The following is a 17,157-nucleotide window of genomic DNA, read 5'->3' on the forward strand; positions in this document are numbered from 1 at the left end:
GGGTCGATCAGCCCTTCAGGTTCCAGAAGACCTTGAACTGGCCGTCGGCGGTGAAGGCCGCATCGATGCCGTTGACGTAGTACTCGTACGGGCGGCCGATGGCCTCTTCACCCTGGGTCAGGGCCCAGGCGCGGGTGGCGTTGCGGGCCACGTCGAGCTCGGCCATGTAGCCGGTGTAATCGGCGCGGGCGACGCGGGTCGGCTCGCTGCGCACGAAGGTGACCGGGCCCAGCAGCTTCACGCCCTCGGCGTCCATCGGCTCGGACTCGGTGACCGCGAAGGCCGGCCGCGCGGCAGGCGCTTCGGCGCTCTCGTCGGCATCGGCGTCGGCGGCCGGGGCATCCGCGGCGGGGGCAGCGGCACCGCCCTTGCGGCGCACGGCCTGGACCACGTCGAAGGTGTAGGTGTCACGCGCGAACTCGGTGGTCACGATGCGCAGCGGACCGATCGGCTCGAGGCCGCTCTCGTCCATCGTGCGCTTGATCCACTCGGCGTTGTCCTTCATCGCCTTCTTGACGACCTCGTTGTTGCGCTCGATCGCGCCGGCGTTGACCACCAGCAGGTTCTCGGCCGGGATCTGCGCGATCTCGAGGTTGGCGAGGTTGGAGCCGTCGACGCGGTAGTCGAAGTTCGGCACCGCGGCCAGCATGTTGGTCAGGCGGCCGAGGCCGAACTTCATCGTGTCGCCCACGTTGCGGCTGACGTACAGGCCGGCGTAGCGGCCCAGCAGGTCCCAGCCGTAGTCGATGCTGTAGTCCTGGGTGATCTCGACGTTGCGGCCACCGCGGCCGGTCGGCTTCAGGGTGATCGTGGACTGCTTGTTCGAGCCGCGGTTCTCGTCGTCGATGCGGTAGACCACGCGCGAATCCTGCTCGGACTCGACGATCTCCCAGCTGCCCTTGCCCACGCCCGAGACTTCCGAGTCGTACTCGATGCGGGCACCGACGCCCTCGTCCGGACCCGAACGGTTGAGCTTGACCTGGCCCAGCGCGAAGGGATGCCAGTCGTCGAAGCGCTTGAAGCTGTTCACCGTGTCGAAGACGATCGACATGCGGCGGTTGGTCTCGACGCTTTCGCTCAGGGAGCGGCTGGACGGCAGCACCACGCCGACGATCAGGAACAGCACGGCGACGATCGCCATGGAAATCAGGAGCTCGAGCAAACGGGTCATTCAGGGTTCTCCGGGACCAGGACCGGCCGAGGCCGGGGCGCAGACCGGCAATCCTAGCAAGATTGCCTGCGTCGTCGCGACCTTCGGCGGCCGCTTTTTCATACCAGCTGCAGCTCGAAGGCCTTGAGGACCGCGCGGGTCCGGTCGCGGACCCCGAGCTTCGACAGGATGTTCGAGACGTGGTTCTTGATCGTGCCCTCGGCCACGCCCAGCGAATTGGCGATCTCCTTGTTGGAGAAGCCCGAGGCCATCAGGCGCAGGATCTCGGTCTCGCGGTCGGTCAGCGGATCGGGGCGGTCGAGACTGACGAAGTCGTTGCGCATGTGCTCCAGGCCCGACAGCAGGCGCTGGGTGACCGCCGGCTGCACCAGCGATCCGCCGCCGGCGACGGTGCGGATCGCGCCGACCAGCTGCTCCAGCGACACGTCCTTGAGCAGGTAGCCCTTGGCGCCGGCCTTGAGGCCGGCCAGCACCAGCTGGTCGTCGTCGAACGTGGTGAGGATGATGGTCGGCGGCAGGGTGCCGGCCGCGGACAGGGCCTGCAGGGCCTCGAGCCCGGACATCGCCGGCATGCGCATGTCCATCAGCACCACGTCCGGCGCGACCGTCGGGATCAGCTCGACCGCCTGCCGGCCGTCGACCGCCTCGGCGACGACCTCGATGCCGCCGTCCAGCGCCAGCAGGGAGCGGATCCCCTGCCGCACCAGGGTCTGGTCGTCGACCAGGCATACGCGGATCGCCGGCGCGCCGGCCTCGCGGGGTGCGTCGGTACTCATGTCGTCTCCCTGGTGGGTGCCGGCGGGCCTGCTGGCTCCGCCGTGGATACCGCGATGTCGGCGACGTCGTCGAGCGGCAGCCGCAGGCGCAGGGTGAAGCCCTGCCCCGGCGCCGTGTCCGCGTCGACCTCGCCACCATACGCCGCCAGCCGCTCGCGCATGCCGCGCAGGCCGTTGCCGGCGGTGAAGCCGTCCGCGCCGCGGCCGTCGTCGCGCGCCACCAGGCGCACCGCGCCGCGCTCCAGCGCGTACTGCAGCTGGAGCACGCTGGCCTGGGCGTGGCGCACGGCGTTGGTGATGATTTCCTGGGTGCAGCGCAGCAGCACGTGCGCGCGCTCGGGGTCTTCCATCGGGAACGGCCGCGGCAGGCGCATGTCGACCTTCAGCCCCGGCACGTTGCCGGCCAGCGGTTCCAGGGTCGCGGCCATGTCGATGGTCTCGTTGCCGCGGATCTGGCTGACCGCCTCGCGCACGTCGGACAGCAGCAGCCGCGCCAGGGTGTGGGCCTGGCCGACATGCTCCTGGGCCTTGCCTTCGGTCAGGTGGTTGGCCACCTCCAGGTTCAGGCTGAGCGCGGTCAGGTGGTGGCCGAGCAGGTCATGCAGCTCGCGCGAGATCCGCGTGCGCTCGTTGACCCGCACGCTTTCGGCGAGCAGGGCCCGGGTGGCCCGCAGCTCCGCATTCAGGCGGCGCTGCTCGTCGCGGGCCTGGGCCTGCTGGCGGGCGACCAGCCCGGTGACGAAGGCGAACCCGGTGAAACCGACGTACAGGCTGGCCTGCAGCACCGCCTCGATCCAGGAGAAGTCGTAGCCGCGCACGTAGACCGGCACGATCACGAACTCGCACAGCACCAGCAGCGCCACGCCCTGCCAGACCGGCAGCAGCCAGGGCAGCACGCTGGCCACCACCATCAGCAGGATGCTGCCCAGCCCGCTCTGGCTGTAGTAGCTGATCGCGATCGCGCCGCCGGCCAGTCCGGCCAGCAGCACCCCGTCCACGGTCCGGACCCGCTGCCGCCCCAGGCCGCGGGTCAGCCAGGCGTAGCTGGCACCGAAGACCGCCCAGGCGATCCAGGCCTGCAGGGCACCGGGCGCACCCGCGGCCGCGGCGCCGTCCCGGTCCGCCTGCGGCAGGGTGACCAGCAGCAAGGGCAGGCCGATCACCGCCCAGGTGAACAGTCCCGCGTAGCGCAGCAGCCGGTTGTGGTCGAAACGCTGGAGCATGGCCGCATGGTAGGCGCAAGCGCGGCCCGGGCGACGGTCCGGAAGTCATGGCCGCGGTCCCCGCCCGGTCGACCCCCATGCGATAATCGCCGCCGTCGACCGCCGCGCGATGGCTGGCCCCGCCCCACCGCGCGCGACGTTGGCGTCTTTGGCCACATCCCGGAGTCTGGAATGTCGATTGTCGTCCGCGACGTGCTTGAGCACGAGCTGGATTCCGTCCTTGCCCTGAACAACGCCGCCGGTCCCTCGATCCTGCCGCTCGACGCGGCCCGCCTGCGCCACTTCTACGACCACGCCGACTATTTCCGCGTCGCCCTGCGCGACGGCACCCTGGCCGGCTTCCTGGTCGGCTTCGGCTCGCGCCGCGGCCACGACGGCAGCAACTTCCGCTGGTTCGCCGAGCGCCACCCCGACTTCATGTACATCGACCGCGTGGTCGTCGCCAGCCGCCGCCGCGGCGGCGGCGTCGGCCGCACCATGTACGCCGACGTCCAGAGCTATGCGGAACTGCGCTATCCGGTGCTGGCCTGCGAGGTCTTCGTCGAGCACGACAGCGACACCGCGCGCATCTTCCACGGCAGCTTCGGCTTCCGCGAGGTCGGCCAGCACGTCATGCCCGACACCGGCATCCGCGCCTCGATGCTGACCAAGGAGCTGTGCAGCTACGCCTGGGTGCACGACACCTGGGGCGAGGACCTGCCGGACGTCACCTGGCTGGCCCAGCCGCGGCCGCTGGGCGAAGCGCGCCTGGCGACGGGCACCCGGTGATGGCGACGGCACCGGGCGCGACGGCCGCCAGCTTCGAACCCGCGGGCGAACTCCGCATCGGCCAGGTCGGCATCGCCAACCTGCGCATCCGCACCCTCGACATCGAACGCCTGGCCGCGGAAATGCGCGACCGGGTCCAGCGCGCGCCCAAGCTGTTCGCGCGCGGCGCGGTTGTCGTCGACTTCGGCGGCCTGTCCGCGCTGCCCGACGTGGCCACCGCGCGGGCGCTGCTCGACGCCCTGCGCGAGGCCGGCGCCCTGCCCGTCGCGCTGGCCTGGGGCAGCAGCGAGAACGAACAGCTGGCCGTCGAACTGGGCCTGCCGCTGCTGGCCAAGTTCCGCGCCCAGTACGAGCCGGCGGGCGGCAGCCCGGCCCCGGAGGCGAACCCGGCCCCACCGCCTGCAGCCGCCGAGCGCGCGCGCGCGGCCGCGAAGGCGCCGGTGGCGGACGTCCCGGCAGCCCGCGGCGGCGAGCCCGGTCTGATGCAGGCCAGCGCGGTGCGCTCCGGCCAGCAGGTCTATGCCGACAACCGCGACCTCACCGTGCTGGCCGCGGTCGGCGCCGGCGCCGAGGTGATCGCCGACGGCTCGATCCACATCTACGGCACGCTGCGCGGGCGCGCGCTCGCCGGCGCGCAGGGCAACACCAGGGCGCGCATCTTCTGCCGCGAGTTCCAAGCCGAACTCGTGGCGATCGCGGGACACTACAAGGTGCTGGAAGACATTCCCGCCGACCTGCGCGGCAAGGCCGTGCAGGTCTGGCTGGATGGCGACCAGCTGAAAATCGCAGCGCTCGACTGAAGCGCGCATACAGGAGACAGACTTTGGCCGAGATCATCGTAGTCACGTCCGGCAAGGGCGGCGTCGGCAAGACCACCACCAGCGCGAGCCTGGCCTGCGGGCTGGCGCGCCGCGGCAAGAAGATCGCCGTCATCGACTTCGATGTCGGGTTGCGCAACCTCGACCTGATCATGGGCTGCGAGCGCCGCGTGGTGTACGACTTCGTCAACGTCGTCCAGGGCGAGGCCACGCTCAAGCAGGCCATGATCAAGGACAAGCGCTTCGACAACCTGTTCGTGCTCGCGGCGTCGCAGACCCGCGACAAGGATGCGCTGACCCGCGAAGGCGTCGAGCGCGTGCTCAAGGAGCTGGCCGACGAGGGCTTCGAGTACATCGTCTGCGACTCCCCCGCCGGCATCGAGAAGGGCGCGTTCCTGGCGATGTATTTCGCCGACCAGGCGGTGGTGGTGGTCAACCCCGAGGTGTCCTCGGTGCGCGACTCCGACCGCATCATCGGCCTGCTCGACTCCAAGACCCGCCGCGCCGAGAACGGCGAGCCGGTGAAGTCGCACCTGTTGCTGACCCGCTACAACCCGGCCCGCGTCGAGACCGGCGAGATGCTGTCGATCACCGACGTCGAGGACGTGCTGGGCCTGAAGACCATCGGCGTGATCCCGGAATCGGGCGACGTGCTCAACGCGTCCAACAAGGGCGAGCCGGTGATCCTGGACATGGAGTCGCACGCCGGACAGGCCTATGACGACGCCGTCTCGCGCATCATCGGCGAAGAGCGCCCGATGCGGTTCACACAGCTGGAGAAGAAGGGTTTCTTCAGCAAGCTGTTCGGGGGTTGAGTCATGGGCATGTTCGATTTCCTCAAGGCGAAGAAAAACACCGCGTCGATCGCCAAGGAGCGCCTGCGCATCATCGTCGCGCAGGAGCGCTCCAACCGTGGGGCCCCGGACTACCTGCCGCTGCTGCAGCGCGAGCTGCTGGAAGTGATCCGCAAGTACGTCAGCGTCGACGTCGACGCGGTGAAGGTGGACCTGACCAAGGACGGCGAGCACGACGTGCTCGACATCACCGTGGCCCTGACCGACGAGCGCGCCGCGGGCTGAGCGGCGTGCCTTGAGCGATCCTGCGAGCGTCCTCGTGCTTGGCGACATCGCGCTCCGCGATGCCGCCGCCCTGCTCGCGGCCCATGGCCTCGAGCTCGTGGCCGTCGACGACGGCGCGCCGATCCCCGGCAGCTACTGGGGTGCGCCCGAGGCCGGCATCATCGGCTCGCGCGTGTACGCACGCGGCGACACGCCGGTGCATTCGCTGCTGCACGAGGCCTGCCACCTGATCGTGCTGCCGCCCGAGCGCCGGGCGCTCGTGCACACCGACGCCACCGACTCGGTGCCCGAGGAAGACGCCACCTGCTACCTGCAGATCGTGCTCGCCGACGCGCTGCCGGGCGTCGGCCGCCCGCGCCTGATGGCCGACATGGATGCCTGGGGCTACAGCTTCCGCCTGGGCTCCACCCGCGCCTGGTTCGAGCGCGACGCGGAGGATGCGCGCGCCTGGCTCGCCGCGCGCGGCCTGCCCACCGGCTGAGCCCGCGTCACTTGCGGGGTCGCCACCCGCCTACTAGCCTGCGTGGGTTTCGCGCCAAAGGCGCCACCGGAGATCCACAGTGAAGCCACGCACCCGCCTTGCCCTCGCCGTCGCCGTCGGCCTGGTCCTCGCCGCCTGCTCCCGCGGCCCGTCCACCACGCCCGGTCCGGATGGCGGTCCCTCGCAGGCCCAGCTGGAGAAGGAGACCGCGGACGAGTTCGTCGCCCGCGTCAACGAGGAGATGGCGCAGCTGATGCCGGAGTACACGGCCTCGCAGTGGATCGCCGCGACCTACAGCAACGGTGACAGCGAACTGGTGGCCGCCAAGGGCAACGAGCGCTACCTGGCCCGCACGCAGCAGTGGGTCGAGCAGTCGCGCCGCTTCGAGGGCAAGGAGATGTCGCCGGCCACCGAGCGCGCGATCGCCCTGCTCAAGCTCGGCACCGCGATGCCGCCGCCGCGCGACCCGGCCAGGCTGTCCGAGCTGACCACGCTGGCCAGCAGGATGGAGGGCACCTACGGCCGCGGCGAATACTGCACCGGCGAAGGCGAGGCGCGCCGCTGCCGCCAGCTCGGCCAGCTCGAGGACGTGCTGCGCAACGACCGCGACTACGACGCCCAGCTCGAAGCCTGGCAGGGCTGGCACACGATCGCCCAGCCGATGCGCGAGGACTACGTGCGCTTCGCCGCCCTGGTCAACGAGGGCGCGCGCGACCTCGGCTTCGCCGATGCCGGCGAGCTGTGGCGCGCCGGCTACGACATGACCCCGGCCGAGCTTTCCACCGAGACCGACCGCCTGTGGAACCAGGTCGAGCCGCTGTACGAGCAGCTGCACTGCTATACCCGCACCCGCCTCGAGGCCGAGTATCCCGGCAAGGGTTCGGTCAACGGCATGCTGCCCGCGCACCTGATGGGCAACATGTGGCAGCAGGACTGGAGCAACCTCTGGTCGCTGCTTGCGCCCTACCCCGACGCGGGCCAGCTCGACGTCAGCGGCGCGCTGGAGCGCCAGTACCAGGCCGGCCTCAACGAACGCATGACCCGCGAGAACGCGCTGCTGCCGACCGACGGCCGGGTCGAGATCGCGCGCGGGGCGCAGCTCGAGCACGCGAAGGCGATGACGCGCCAGGCCGAGGGCTTCTACACCTCGCTCGGCATGCCGGCGCTGCCGGAGTCCTACTGGGGGAAGACCCAGTTCATCAAGCCGCGCGACCGCGACGTGGTCTGCCACGCCAGCGCCTGGCAGATGAACGCCGACGCGACCGACGTGCGCACCAAGATGTGCATCAAGCCCAACGAGGAAGACTTCACCACGATCTACCACGAGCTGGGCCACGTGTATTACTACCTGGCCTACGGCAAGCAGCCGCCGCTGTTCCAGAACGGCGCGCACGACGGCTTCCACGAGGCGATCGGCGACACCATCGTGCTGTCGATGACCCCGCAGTACCTGCAGTCGATCGGACTGGTCGAAGGCGCCGCGCCCGGCCAGGAAGCGCTGATCAACGCGCAGATGCGCATGGCGCTGTCGAAGGTGGCCTTCCTGCCCTTCGGCCTGATGATCGACCGCTGGCGCTGGGGCGTGTTCGACGGCTCGATCACCCCGGACAGCTACAACAAGGCCTGGTGGGACCTCAAGGCGCGCTACCAGGGCGTGGCGCCGGTCACCGCGCGCGGCGAGGAGTTCTTCGATCCGGGCGCGAAATACCACGTGCCGGGCAATACGCCGTACACGCGCTACTTCCTCTCGCACGTGCTGCAGTTCCAGTTCTACAAGGCGCTGTGCGATTCCGCCGGCCACGCCGGTCCGCTGAACGAGTGCAGCTTCGCCGGCAACAAGGCGGCGGGCGAGAAGTTCCAGGCGATGCTGTCCAAGGGCAACAGCCAGCCCTGGCAGCAGACGATGAAGGAGCTCACCGGCGGCGAGACGATGGACGCCTCCGCGGTGCTGGAATACTTCGCGCCGCTGCAGGAGTGGCTGGTGGAGCAGAACGAGGGCAAGACCTGTGGCTGGCAGGCGGCCGCGCGGCCGGCGCCCGCCGCGGCGCCGTGACGGCGGAGTGAACAGCGCGCTCACGCCTCGCCCGTATCGTTCCCTGTCGGATCGACGATCCACGCACAGGGGGCAGACAGGATGGGGACACCGACGGCCCGGGAGCGCAGCAGCGCCCCGGAACATGATGACGCCCGGGGCGGCTCCGACAGCGCCATGCAGCAGATGCTCTCGGCGCTGCAGGCGATGGCCCAGGGCGATTTCTCGGTGGAGCTCCCGGGCCACTGGGAGGGCCTCGAGGGGCGCCTCGCCGACGCGTTCAACACCGTCGCGCGCAGCAACCGCGGACTCGCGCTCGAACTGGCGCGCGTCGGCGAGAAGGTTGGCCGCGAAGGCCTGACCCGGCAGCGCATCGGGCTGCCGAACCGCCATGGCTCCTGGGGCGGCATGGAGGATTCGTTCAACGAGCTGGTCGACGACCTGGTGCGGCCGGTGGCCACGATCACCGAGGCCATCGCCGGCGTCGCCAAGGGCGACCTGACCCGCAGCGTCCCGCTCGAGGCCGACGGACGCCCGCTGCAGGGCGAGTTCATGCGCTCGGCGACGATCGTCAACCGCATGATCGAGCAGATGGGCGAGTTCAGCTCGGAGGTCACCCGCGTCGCGCTCGAGGTGGGAACCGCCGGGCGGCTTGGCGGCCAGGCCAAGGTGGCCGGCGTCTCCGGCGTCTGGAAGGAGCTCACCGACTCCGTCAACCAGATGGCCTCCAACCTCACCGCGCAGGTGCGCAACATCGCCGAGGTGACCATCGCGGTCGCCAACGGCGACCTCTCGCGCAAGATCACCGTGGACGTGCGCGGCGAGATCCTGCAGCTGAAGGAAGCCATCAACACGATGGTCGACCAGCTGCGCGGTTTCGCCTCGGAAGTGACGCGCGTGGCGCGCGAGGTCGGCACCGAAGGCAAGCTCGGCGGCCAGGCGATCGTGCCCGGCGTCGCCGGCACCTGGAAGGACCTCACCGATTCGGTCAACGCGATGGCGTCGAACCTGACCAGCCAGGTGCGCAACATCGCCGAGGTCACCACCGCGGTGGCGCGCGGCGACCTGTCGCGCAAGATCACCGTCGACGTGCGCGGCGAGATCGCCCAGCTCAAGGAGACCATCAACACGATGGTCGACCAGCTCAACGGCTTCGCGGCGGAAGTCACCCGCGTGGCGCGCGAGGTCGGCACCGAGGGCAAGCTCGGCGGCCAGGCCCAGGTGCCCGACGTCGCCGGTACCTGGAAGGACCTGACCGACCACGTCAACTCGATGGCGTCCAACCTGACCAGCCAGGTGCGCAACATCGCCGAGGTCACCACCGCGGTGGCCAAGGGCGACCTGTCGCGCAAGATCACCGTCGACGTGCGCGGCGAGATCGCCGAGCTGAAGGACACCATCAACACGATGGTCGACCAGCTCAACAGCTTCGCCGCCGAGGTCACCCGCGTGGCGCGCGAGGTTGGCACGGAAGGCAAGCTCGGTGGCCAGGCGCAGGTCCCCGGCGTCGACGGCACCTGGGCCGACCTGACCGACTCGGTCAACGCCATGGCGTCCAACCTCACCAGCCAGGTGCGCAACATCGCCGAGGTGACCACGGCGGTGGCGAAGGGCGACCTGTCGCGCAAGATCGCGGTCGACGCGCAGGGCGAGATCCTGCAGCTCAAGGAGACCATCAACACGATGGTCGACCAGCTCAACGGCTTCGCCGCCGAGGTGACCCGCGTGGCGCGCGAGGTCGGCACCGAGGGCGAACTCGGCGGCCAGGCCCAGGTTCCGGGCGTCGCCGGCACCTGGAAGGACCTCACCGACAACGTCAACTCGATGGCCACCAACCTGACCACCCAGGTGCGCAACATCGCCGAGGTGACCACGGCGGTGGCGCGCGGCGACCTGTCGCGCAAGATCGCGGTCGATGCGCAGGGCGAGATCCTGCAGCTCAAGGACACCATCAACACGATGGTCGACCAGCTCAACGGCTTCGCCGCCGAGGTCACGCGCGTGGCGCGCGAGGTCGGCACCGAAGGCAAGCTCGGCGGCCAGGCGCAGGTGCCGGGCGTGGCCGGCACCTGGAAGGACCTCACCGACAACGTCAACTCGATGGCGACCAACCTGACCACCCAGGTGCGCAACATCGCGGAAGTGGCAACGTCGGTTGCACGCGGCGACCTGTCGCGCAAGATCGCGGTCGACGCGCAGGGCGAGATCCTGCAGCTGAAGGACACGCTCAACACGATGGTGGACCAGCTCAACGGCTTCGCCGCCGAAGTCACCCGCGTCGCGCGCGAGGTCGGCACCGAGGGCAAGCTCGGTGGCCAGGCGCAGGTGCCGGGCGTGGCCGGCACCTGGAAGGACCTGACCGACAACGTCAACTCGATGGCGACCAACCTCACCGCGCAGGTGCGCGGCATCGCCAAGGTCGTCACCGCGGTCGCCACCGGCGACCTGCAGCAGAAGCTGACCGTGGAAGCCAAGGGCGAGATTGCCGAGCTGGCCGACACCATCAACGGCATGACCGACACGCTGGCGATCTTCGCCGACCAGGTCACGACGGTCGCGCGCGAGGTCGGCGTCGAAGGCCGGCTGGGCGGCCAGGCCAAGGTGCCCGGCACCGCCGGCATCTGGAAGGACCTCACCGCCAACGTCAACCAGCTCGCGGCCAACCTCACCACCCAGGTGCGCGCGATCGCCGAGGTCGCCACCGCGGTGACCCAGGGCGACCTCACCCGCTCGATCACGGTCGATGTCCGCGGCGAACTCGCCGATCTCAAGGACAACATGAACCTGATGATCGGCACCCTGCGCGCGACCACCGAGTCGAACAGCGAGCAGGACTGGCTGAAGACCAACCTGGCCAAGTTCAGCGGCATGATGCAGGGCCAGCGCGACCTGCAGACCCTGGGCCAGATGCTGCTGTCCGAGCTCGCGGTCCTGGTCGGCGCGCAGCAGGGGCTGATCTACGTCGTCGAATCCGACGACGCCAGCCAGCCGCGGCTGCGCCAGCTGGCGCGCTATGCCGATGCGCCGGGCGCGCCGCAGCCGGGGACCCTCGCGTTCGGCGAAGGCCTGGTCGGGCAGTGCGCGGCCGAAGGCCGGCTGATCCTGATCGACGACGTGCCGCCGGGCTCGGTGCAGATCGAGTCCGGGCTGCTCAACGCCGTGCCGCGCAACGTGATCGTGCTGCCGGTGCTGTTCGAGCGCCAGGTCAAGGCGGTGCTGGAACTGGCGACGCTGGCCGGCTTCACCCCGTCGCAGCGGATCTTCCTCGAGCAGCTGTCGGGCAGCATCGGCATCGTGCTCAACACCATCGAGTCGACGATGCGCACCGAGCGCCTGCTCTCGCAGTCGCAGCAGCTCGCGGGCGAGCTGCAGGCGCAGCAGGACGAGCTGCAGCAGACCAACGAGGAGATCGCGCTCAAGGCGCACATGCTGGCCGAGCAGAAGGCCGAGGTGGAGACCAAGAACCGCCAGATCGAGCACGCGCGCCGCGAGCTGGAGGAAAAGGCCGCGGAGCTTGCGCTGACCTCGCGCTACAAGTCCGAATTCCTGGCCAACATGTCGCACGAGCTGCGCACGCCGCTCAATTCGATCCTGATCCTGGGGCAGCAGCTGGCGGAAAATCCTGGCGACAACCTCAGCGGGCGCCAGGTCGAGTTCGCCAAGACCATCCACGCCGCCGGCACCGACCTGCTGAACCTGATCAGCGACATCCTCGACCTGTCCAAGATCGAGTCGGGAACGGTGACCGTCGAAAGCGAGACCGTCCAGTTCGCCCATCTGCGCGACAACCTCCTGCGCGCCTTCGGCCACGAGGCCGAGCGCCGCGAGCTCGACTTCAGCATCGAACTCGACCCCGAGCTTGGCCCGGCGCTGAGCACCGACCCCAAGCGCCTGCAGCAGATCCTGAAGAACCTGCTGTCGAACGCGCTCAAGTTCACGCCGCAGGGCAGCGTGCGGATGCGCGCGTTCAAGGCGGCGTCGGGGTGGTCGCCGGACAACGCCACCCTGCGCGAGGCCGGCACCGTGGTCGCCATCGAGGTCAGCGACACCGGCATCGGCATCTCGGGGGACAAGCAGCGGATCGTCTTCGAAGCCTTCCAGCAGGCCGACGCGGGCACCTCGCGGCAATACGGCGGCACCGGGCTCGGGCTCGCGATCAGCCGCGAGATCGCCGGCCTGCTCGGCGGCGAACTGCAGCTGCGCAGCGAGGCCGGCCGCGGCAGCACCTTCACGCTCTACCTGCCGCTGCATTACGCCGCGGGCGGCCAGCTCGTGGCGCTGCGCGCGCCGCGGACACCCGGGCGCGAGCGCCCGGCCGTCGAGCCGCCGCTGCTGGCGCCTGCCGACCGCGAGCGGGGCGCCGCCCAGCGGGGCGAAGCCGCGCCGCTGGACGACACCCTGGTCGACCGGCGCGTGCTCGTGGTCGACGACGACGTGCGCAACATCTTCGCCATGTCCAGCGTGCTCGAACGCCACGGCATGCAGGTGGTCACCGCCGGAAACGGCCAGGACGCCATCGCCCGGGTGTCCAATGGCGCCGAGGTCGACCTGGTGCTGATGGACATCATGATGCCCGGCATGGACGGCTACGAAACGATGCGCGCGATCCGCCAGGTGCCGGCGCTGCGCACGCTGCCGATCATCGCGATCACCGCCAAGGCGATGAAGGGCGACCGCGAGAAGTGCCTGGAGGCCGGCGCATCCGGCTACCTGGCCAAGCCGGTGATCACCGACGAACTCCTGGGGGTGCTGCGGCAATGGCTGCGTCGTTGAGCCGCGACGCCCACGTCGCCGCCGCGCGCACCGGCCTGCCCGCCCCGGCGATCGAGCCGGTGCGCATCCTGCTGGTCGACGACCAGCCCGCGCGGCTGCTCACCTACACGGCGATCCTCGAACCGCTGGGTGAATGCCTGGTGCAGGCCAGGTCAGGGCGCGAAGCACTGAAGCGGCTGATGGAGGACGACTACGCGCTGATCCTGCTCGACGTGAACATGCCCGACATGGACGGCTTCGAGACCGCGGCCCTGGTGCACCAGCACCCGCGCTACGAGAAGACGCCGATCATCTTCGTCACCGCGGTCAACCTGTCGGAGATGGACCGGCTGCAGGGCTACCAGCTGGGCGCGGTCGACTACGTCATGGTGCCGGTGATCCCCGAGATCCTGCGCAGCAAGGTCGAGGTGCTGGTCGAGCTCTACCGCAAGCGGCAAGAGCTCGAGGCGCTCAACGCCAGCCTGGCCGCGCGCAACCAGGAGCTGCAACGAGAGAAGGCACGCGAGCTCGAGGCCCTCAACGAATCGCTGCGCCTGGCGAACGAGGCGCTGGCCAGCCGCAACTCGGAGCTGCAGAAGGAAGTCGCCGAGCGCGCACGCGCCGAGGAGCGCCTGCGCGGCGTGGACCAGCGCAAGAACGTGTTCCTCGCCACCCTCGCGCACGAACTGCGCAACCCGCTGGCGCCGCTGCAGAACGCGCTCGGCATCCGCCGCCTGCAGGGCGGCGGCGCGGCCGATGCGCTGCAGGACACCATGGAGCGGCAGCTGGATCTCCTGGTCCGGCTGATCGACGACCTGCTGGACATCGCCCGCGTCAGCCAGGGCAAGCTCGCGCTTCGACCGGACCCTGTCGCGCTCGCCGACGTGCTCTCCGGCGCGGTCGAGATCGCCCGGCCCTGGCTCGATGCCGGCGGCCATCGCTTTGCGATGCAGCTGCCGGGACAGGACGTGGTCCTGCAGGCCGACCACGCGCGCCTGGCGCAGGTCTTCGCCAACCTGCTCAACAACGCCGCCAAGTACTCCGACCCCGGCAGCCGCATCGAGCTCGAGGCCGCGCTGGACGAGGCGCGCGGCGAGGTGGCCGTGAGCATCCGCGACACCGGCATCGGACTGGAGAGCGACCAGCTGGAGGACATCTTCGAGGTGTTCCGCCAGGTCGACACCACGGTCGAGCGCTCGCACGGTGGCCTGGGCATCGGCCTGACCCTGGTACAGAAGATCACCGAGATGCACCAGGGGCGCGTCGAGGTGGAGAGTGACGGACTGGGCCTGGGCTGCGTCTTCCGCGTGCACCTGCCGTGGCGCCCGGAAGCCACGCTGCCGGCCAGCCGGGTCCCGGTGCCGACGGTCGCCGCGGTCGCCGCCGCGCTCGCGCCCGCCGCCCCGACCCGCGTCCTGGTGGTCGACGACAACCACGACGCGGCCAGCACCCTGGCGATGATGGTGCGCCTGCTCGGCCACGAAACCGCCGAGGTCCACGATCCGCTGCTGGTGGAAGCCGAAGTCGAGCGTTTCGCGCCCGACGTGGTCTTCCTCGACATCGGCATGCCCGGGCGCAGCGGCTACGACATCGCGCGCAGCCTGCGCGGCCGCGCGCCCTCCCCGGCCATTGTCGCGGTCACCGGCTGGGGACAGCCGGCCGACCGCGAACGCACGCGCGAGGCCGGCTTCGACGAGCACCTGGTCAAGCCGCCGCGGCTCGACGCCGTGCAGCGCCTCTGCACCGCCGCCGGCCAGCGGCGCGGGGAGGCCTGAGTGCCGCTCGACAGGACCTGGCTCGACCGGCTGGCACACGACCTGCGTGGGCCGCTGTCGCCGATCCAGACCGCCGTCTACCTGCTGCGCGCGCCGGGCGTGGATGCCGGCCAGCGCGACGAGCTGCTCGCCGTGCTCGACCGCCAGGCGCAGCGCCTGGGCGCGATGATCGACGAGTTCAGCGACCTGGTGCAGGCGGACCGCGGCGGCCTGGTCGCCAGCCAGGAGGTCGTCGACGTCGGCATGCTGGTGGCCGATGCGATCGCGCGCCTGCCGGCGCGGCCGCCGCGGGTGGACTTCGCCCCCGACGCGGGGCAGCTCGAGGTCGAGGGCGACGGCCGGCGCCTGGGCCAGCTGTTCGATGCCCTCCTCGGCCTGCAGGCGGCGCGGGGCTGCACCACACCGGTCGAGGCGCGGATCGAGCGTTCGGCCACGGGCCTGCGCATGGCCTGCACCGCCCGCTGCCCCGACGCGTCCGACGCGCTGGCCGCCTCGCTGCTCGAATCTCCGCATCCCGATCCGCCGGATGGCGCGCTGGGACTGGGCCTGGTGGTGGCCTCGGCCATCGCCCGCGCCCACGGTGGCCGGCTGCTGGCCCATGCCAGCGGTGCGGACGCGCTCGAATTCGTGCTCGAGCTGCCGGCCGTCCCTGGCTGACGCGGGGCAACGGCCTCAGACGTGTTCCGCCGGATCCGGCATGCCAGGTTCGCATTGCCCCGCCGGCAGGCGGCGGATGCGGTAGCGCTCCAGCCGCCAGACCAGCCAGCCGCCCAGGGTGAACAGGCCCGCGGCGATGGCCAGGCTCGCGGTCGAGCCGCTGACCATCGGCGACAGCAGGCCGGCCACCACGGCGTTGAGCGCCAGGCTGGTGAAGGCCTGCAGCGACGAGGCCGAGCCGCGCTGGCGCGGATACATGTCGAGGATCGCCAGCGTCAGCACCGGGAAAACCATCGCGACGCCGAACGCGTTCAGGGCCACCGGCAACACGGCCCACGGCACCGTCGGAACGTCGACCAGCAGGCCGTAGGCGACGTTGCCGGCCGCCGCCAGTCCGCAGCAGGCGAAGCCGATGTTGACCTGCACCGCGTGCGCCATGCGCCCGGCGACCCGCCCGGAGGTGAAGGCGCCCAGCATCATCCCGCCGATCATCGGCGCGAAGAACCAGGCGAAGCTGCGCTCGTCGAGCTTCAGCAGGTCGAGCACGAAGGCCGGCGCCGAGGCGATGTAGAGGAACAGCGCGGCGAAGTTCAGCGCGCCGGCCGCGGCCAGGCGCTGGAAGCGGCGGTTGCCGAGGATCAGCGCGTAGTCGCGCAGCATGCTGCGCGGCGCAAGCGCGCTGCGGTTCTCCGCCGGATGGGTCTCGGGCAGCCAGGCCCAGGTGGCCGCGAGCAGCAGCACCGCGAAGCCGACCAGGAACCAGAAGATGTCGTGCCACTCGCCCACGCCCAGGATCCAGCCGCCGATCACCGGCGCGATCGCCGGCGCGATGCCGAAGATCATCGACACCTGGCTCATCAGGCGCTGGGCGTCGTCGCCGTGCAGCACGTCGCGGATCACCGCGCGGCCCACGATCAGGCCCACGCCGGCCGACAGGCCCTGCAGCGCGCGGAAGGCAAGCATGGTCGGCAGGTCGTCGGCCAGCGCGCAGCCCACCGAGGCGCCGATGAACACGACCAGGCCGGCCAGGATGACCCGACGCCGGCCCAGGGCGTCCGAGAGCGGCCCGTGCAGCAGGCTCATGGCGGCGTAGGCGACCAGATAGGCGCTGATCGTCTGCTGCATGGCCAGCTTGTCGGCGCCCAGCGAGGCGCCCATGGCCGGGAACGCCGGGAAGATGGCGTCGATCGAGAACGGGCCGAACATCGACAGGCCGGCCAGCAGCAGGGCCAGCCGGCCCATGGACTTGGGGAGGTGCGGAGGCATGGGCAGGCGCCGGCACGGGGCCGGCGCGGACAAGGCGGAGCCGACAAGGATACCGGCTACCCGCCTACCCCTGTAGGAGCGGCTACAGCCGCGATGGCGGGACGTCACAGCAAGGGCGATCGCGGCTGTAGCCGCTCCTACAGCAGGCGGCGGGCTATAATCCCCGGGCAAGACCCTCCAGCGGGAGAAGCCGTCCACGTCCACGGACCGGCTGCCGAAGGCGCAACGCCCGTAATCGCTCAGGCCCACGTACCGCCGGCGGGGACAACTCTGGAGAGACCGGTCAAACCCGGCGCCGAAGGTGCATGGATGGGGCTCGCACCCCGTCCCGAACTCTCAGGCAAAAGGACAGAGGGGCG

At 70.5% G+C, this 17,157-nt stretch carries 13 protein-coding genes and 2 riboswitches; of the genes, 9 read left to right on the plus strand and 4 right to left on the minus strand.

The annotated features are described in order from the left end of the window. Positions 1-7 precede the first annotated feature (7 nt). From JG616_RS03200 to JG616_RS03210, 3 genes are all read right to left on the minus strand, one after another. A complete protein-coding gene (locus JG616_RS03200; protein ID WP_199391661.1) occupies positions 8-1,171 on the minus strand; it encodes an SRPBCC family protein in 1,164 nt (387 codons plus the stop codon). Positions 1,172-1,269: 98 nt separating this feature from the next. Then, a complete protein-coding gene (locus JG616_RS03205) occupies positions 1,270-1,947 on the minus strand; it encodes a response regulator transcription factor (RefSeq protein WP_199361154.1) in 678 nt (225 codons plus the stop codon). Beyond that, positions 1,944-3,170, minus strand: coding sequence for a sensor histidine kinase (locus JG616_RS03210; protein WP_199361151.1), 1,227 nt, complete (start codon positions 3,168-3,170; stop codon positions 1,944-1,946). The genes JG616_RS03205 and JG616_RS03210 overlap by 4 nt, the downstream gene beginning before the upstream one ends. A 171-nt stretch (positions 3,171-3,341) precedes the next feature. On the opposite strand from JG616_RS03210, the gene JG616_RS03215 reads away from it, so the two are divergent. The 9 genes from JG616_RS03215 (at position 3,342) to JG616_RS03255 (ending at position 15,532) form a co-directional block, all read left to right on the plus strand. Then, positions 3,342-3,938, plus strand: a complete 597-nt coding sequence (locus JG616_RS03215) for a GNAT family N-acetyltransferase (protein ID WP_199361149.1) — start codon at positions 3,342-3,344, stop codon at positions 3,936-3,938. After that, positions 3,938-4,738: a septum site-determining protein MinC gene (minC, locus tag JG616_RS03220; protein ID WP_199361146.1), complete on the plus strand. Its 801-nt coding sequence runs from the start codon at positions 3,938-3,940 to the stop codon at positions 4,736-4,738. The genes JG616_RS03215 and minC overlap by 1 nt, the downstream gene beginning before the upstream one ends. 23 nt (positions 4,739-4,761) lie before the next feature. Next, positions 4,762-5,571: a septum site-determining protein MinD gene (gene minD, locus JG616_RS03225; protein ID WP_199361143.1), complete on the plus strand. Its 810-nt coding sequence runs from the start codon at positions 4,762-4,764 to the stop codon at positions 5,569-5,571. Between the two features lie 3 nt (positions 5,572-5,574). Then, positions 5,575-5,835, plus strand: a complete 261-nt coding sequence (minE, locus tag JG616_RS03230; protein WP_199361141.1) for a cell division topological specificity factor MinE — start codon at positions 5,575-5,577, stop codon at positions 5,833-5,835. 10 nt (positions 5,836-5,845) lie between these two features. Continuing rightward, positions 5,846-6,316, plus strand: coding sequence for a hypothetical protein (locus JG616_RS03235; RefSeq protein ID WP_199391662.1), 471 nt, complete (start codon positions 5,846-5,848; stop codon positions 6,314-6,316). 79 nt (positions 6,317-6,395) lie between these two features. Next, positions 6,396-8,369, plus strand: a complete 1,974-nt coding sequence (locus JG616_RS03240) for a M2 family metallopeptidase (RefSeq protein WP_199391663.1) — start codon at positions 6,396-6,398, stop codon at positions 8,367-8,369. Between the two features lie 156 nt (positions 8,370-8,525). Next, positions 8,526-13,121, plus strand: coding sequence for a HAMP domain-containing protein (locus JG616_RS03245; RefSeq protein WP_235972858.1), 4,596 nt, complete (start codon positions 8,526-8,528; stop codon positions 13,119-13,121). Continuing rightward, on the plus strand, positions 13,106-14,875 hold the full coding sequence (locus JG616_RS03250) for a response regulator (RefSeq protein WP_199391665.1): 1,770 nt from the start codon (positions 13,106-13,108) through the stop codon (positions 14,873-14,875). Before JG616_RS03245 ends, JG616_RS03250 begins: the two co-directional genes overlap by 16 nt. After that, positions 14,876-15,532, plus strand: a complete 657-nt coding sequence (locus JG616_RS03255; RefSeq protein ID WP_199391666.1) for a HAMP domain-containing sensor histidine kinase — start codon at positions 14,876-14,878, stop codon at positions 15,530-15,532. Between the two features lie 15 nt (positions 15,533-15,547). Here JG616_RS03255 and JG616_RS03260 read toward each other — a convergent pair whose 3' ends face one another. Next, a complete protein-coding gene (locus tag JG616_RS03260) occupies positions 15,548-16,798 on the minus strand; it encodes a multidrug effflux MFS transporter (protein ID WP_199391667.1) in 1,251 nt (416 codons plus the stop codon). A gap of 171 nt (positions 16,799-16,969) precedes the next feature. After that, positions 16,970-17,063: riboswitch (glycine riboswitch) on the plus strand. After that, a riboswitch (glycine riboswitch) is annotated at positions 17,064-17,155 on the plus strand. The last annotated feature ends 2 nt before the right edge of the window (positions 17,156-17,157 follow it).

The sequence above is a fragment of the Luteimonas sp. MC1895 genome, from assembly GCF_016457215.1.
Lineage (GTDB): Bacteria > Pseudomonadota > Gammaproteobacteria > Xanthomonadales > Xanthomonadaceae > Luteimonas.

What these genes read in the sequence shown, in the direction of transcription:
- JG616_RS03205 (WP_199361154.1), bottom strand. Translation starts at nt 1,947, where the DNA reads ATGAGTACCGACGCACCCCGCGAGGCCGGCGCGCCGGCGATCCGCGTA.
- JG616_RS03260 (WP_199391667.1), bottom strand. Translation starts at nt 16,798, where the DNA reads ATGCCTCCGCACCTCCCCAAGTCCATGGGCCGGCTGGCCCTGCTGCTG.
- minE (WP_199361141.1), top strand. Translation starts at nt 5,575, where the DNA reads ATGGGCATGTTCGATTTCCTCAAGGCGAAGAAAAACACCGCGTCGATC.
- JG616_RS03245 (WP_235972858.1), top strand. Translation starts at nt 8,526, where the DNA reads ATGCAGCAGATGCTCTCGGCGCTGCAGGCGATGGCCCAGGGCGATTTC.
- JG616_RS03210 (WP_199361151.1), bottom strand. Translation starts at nt 3,170, where the DNA reads ATGCTCCAGCGTTTCGACCACAACCGGCTGCTGCGCTACGCGGGACTG.
- JG616_RS03250 (WP_199391665.1), top strand. Translation starts at nt 13,106, where the DNA reads ATGGCTGCGTCGTTGAGCCGCGACGCCCACGTCGCCGCCGCGCGCACC.
- JG616_RS03200 (WP_199391661.1), bottom strand. Translation starts at nt 1,171, where the DNA reads ATGACCCGTTTGCTCGAGCTCCTGATTTCCATGGCGATCGTCGCCGTG.
- minC (WP_199361146.1), top strand. Translation starts at nt 3,938, where the DNA reads ATGGCGACGGCACCGGGCGCGACGGCCGCCAGCTTCGAACCCGCGGGC.
- JG616_RS03215 (WP_199361149.1), top strand. Translation starts at nt 3,342, where the DNA reads ATGTCGATTGTCGTCCGCGACGTGCTTGAGCACGAGCTGGATTCCGTC.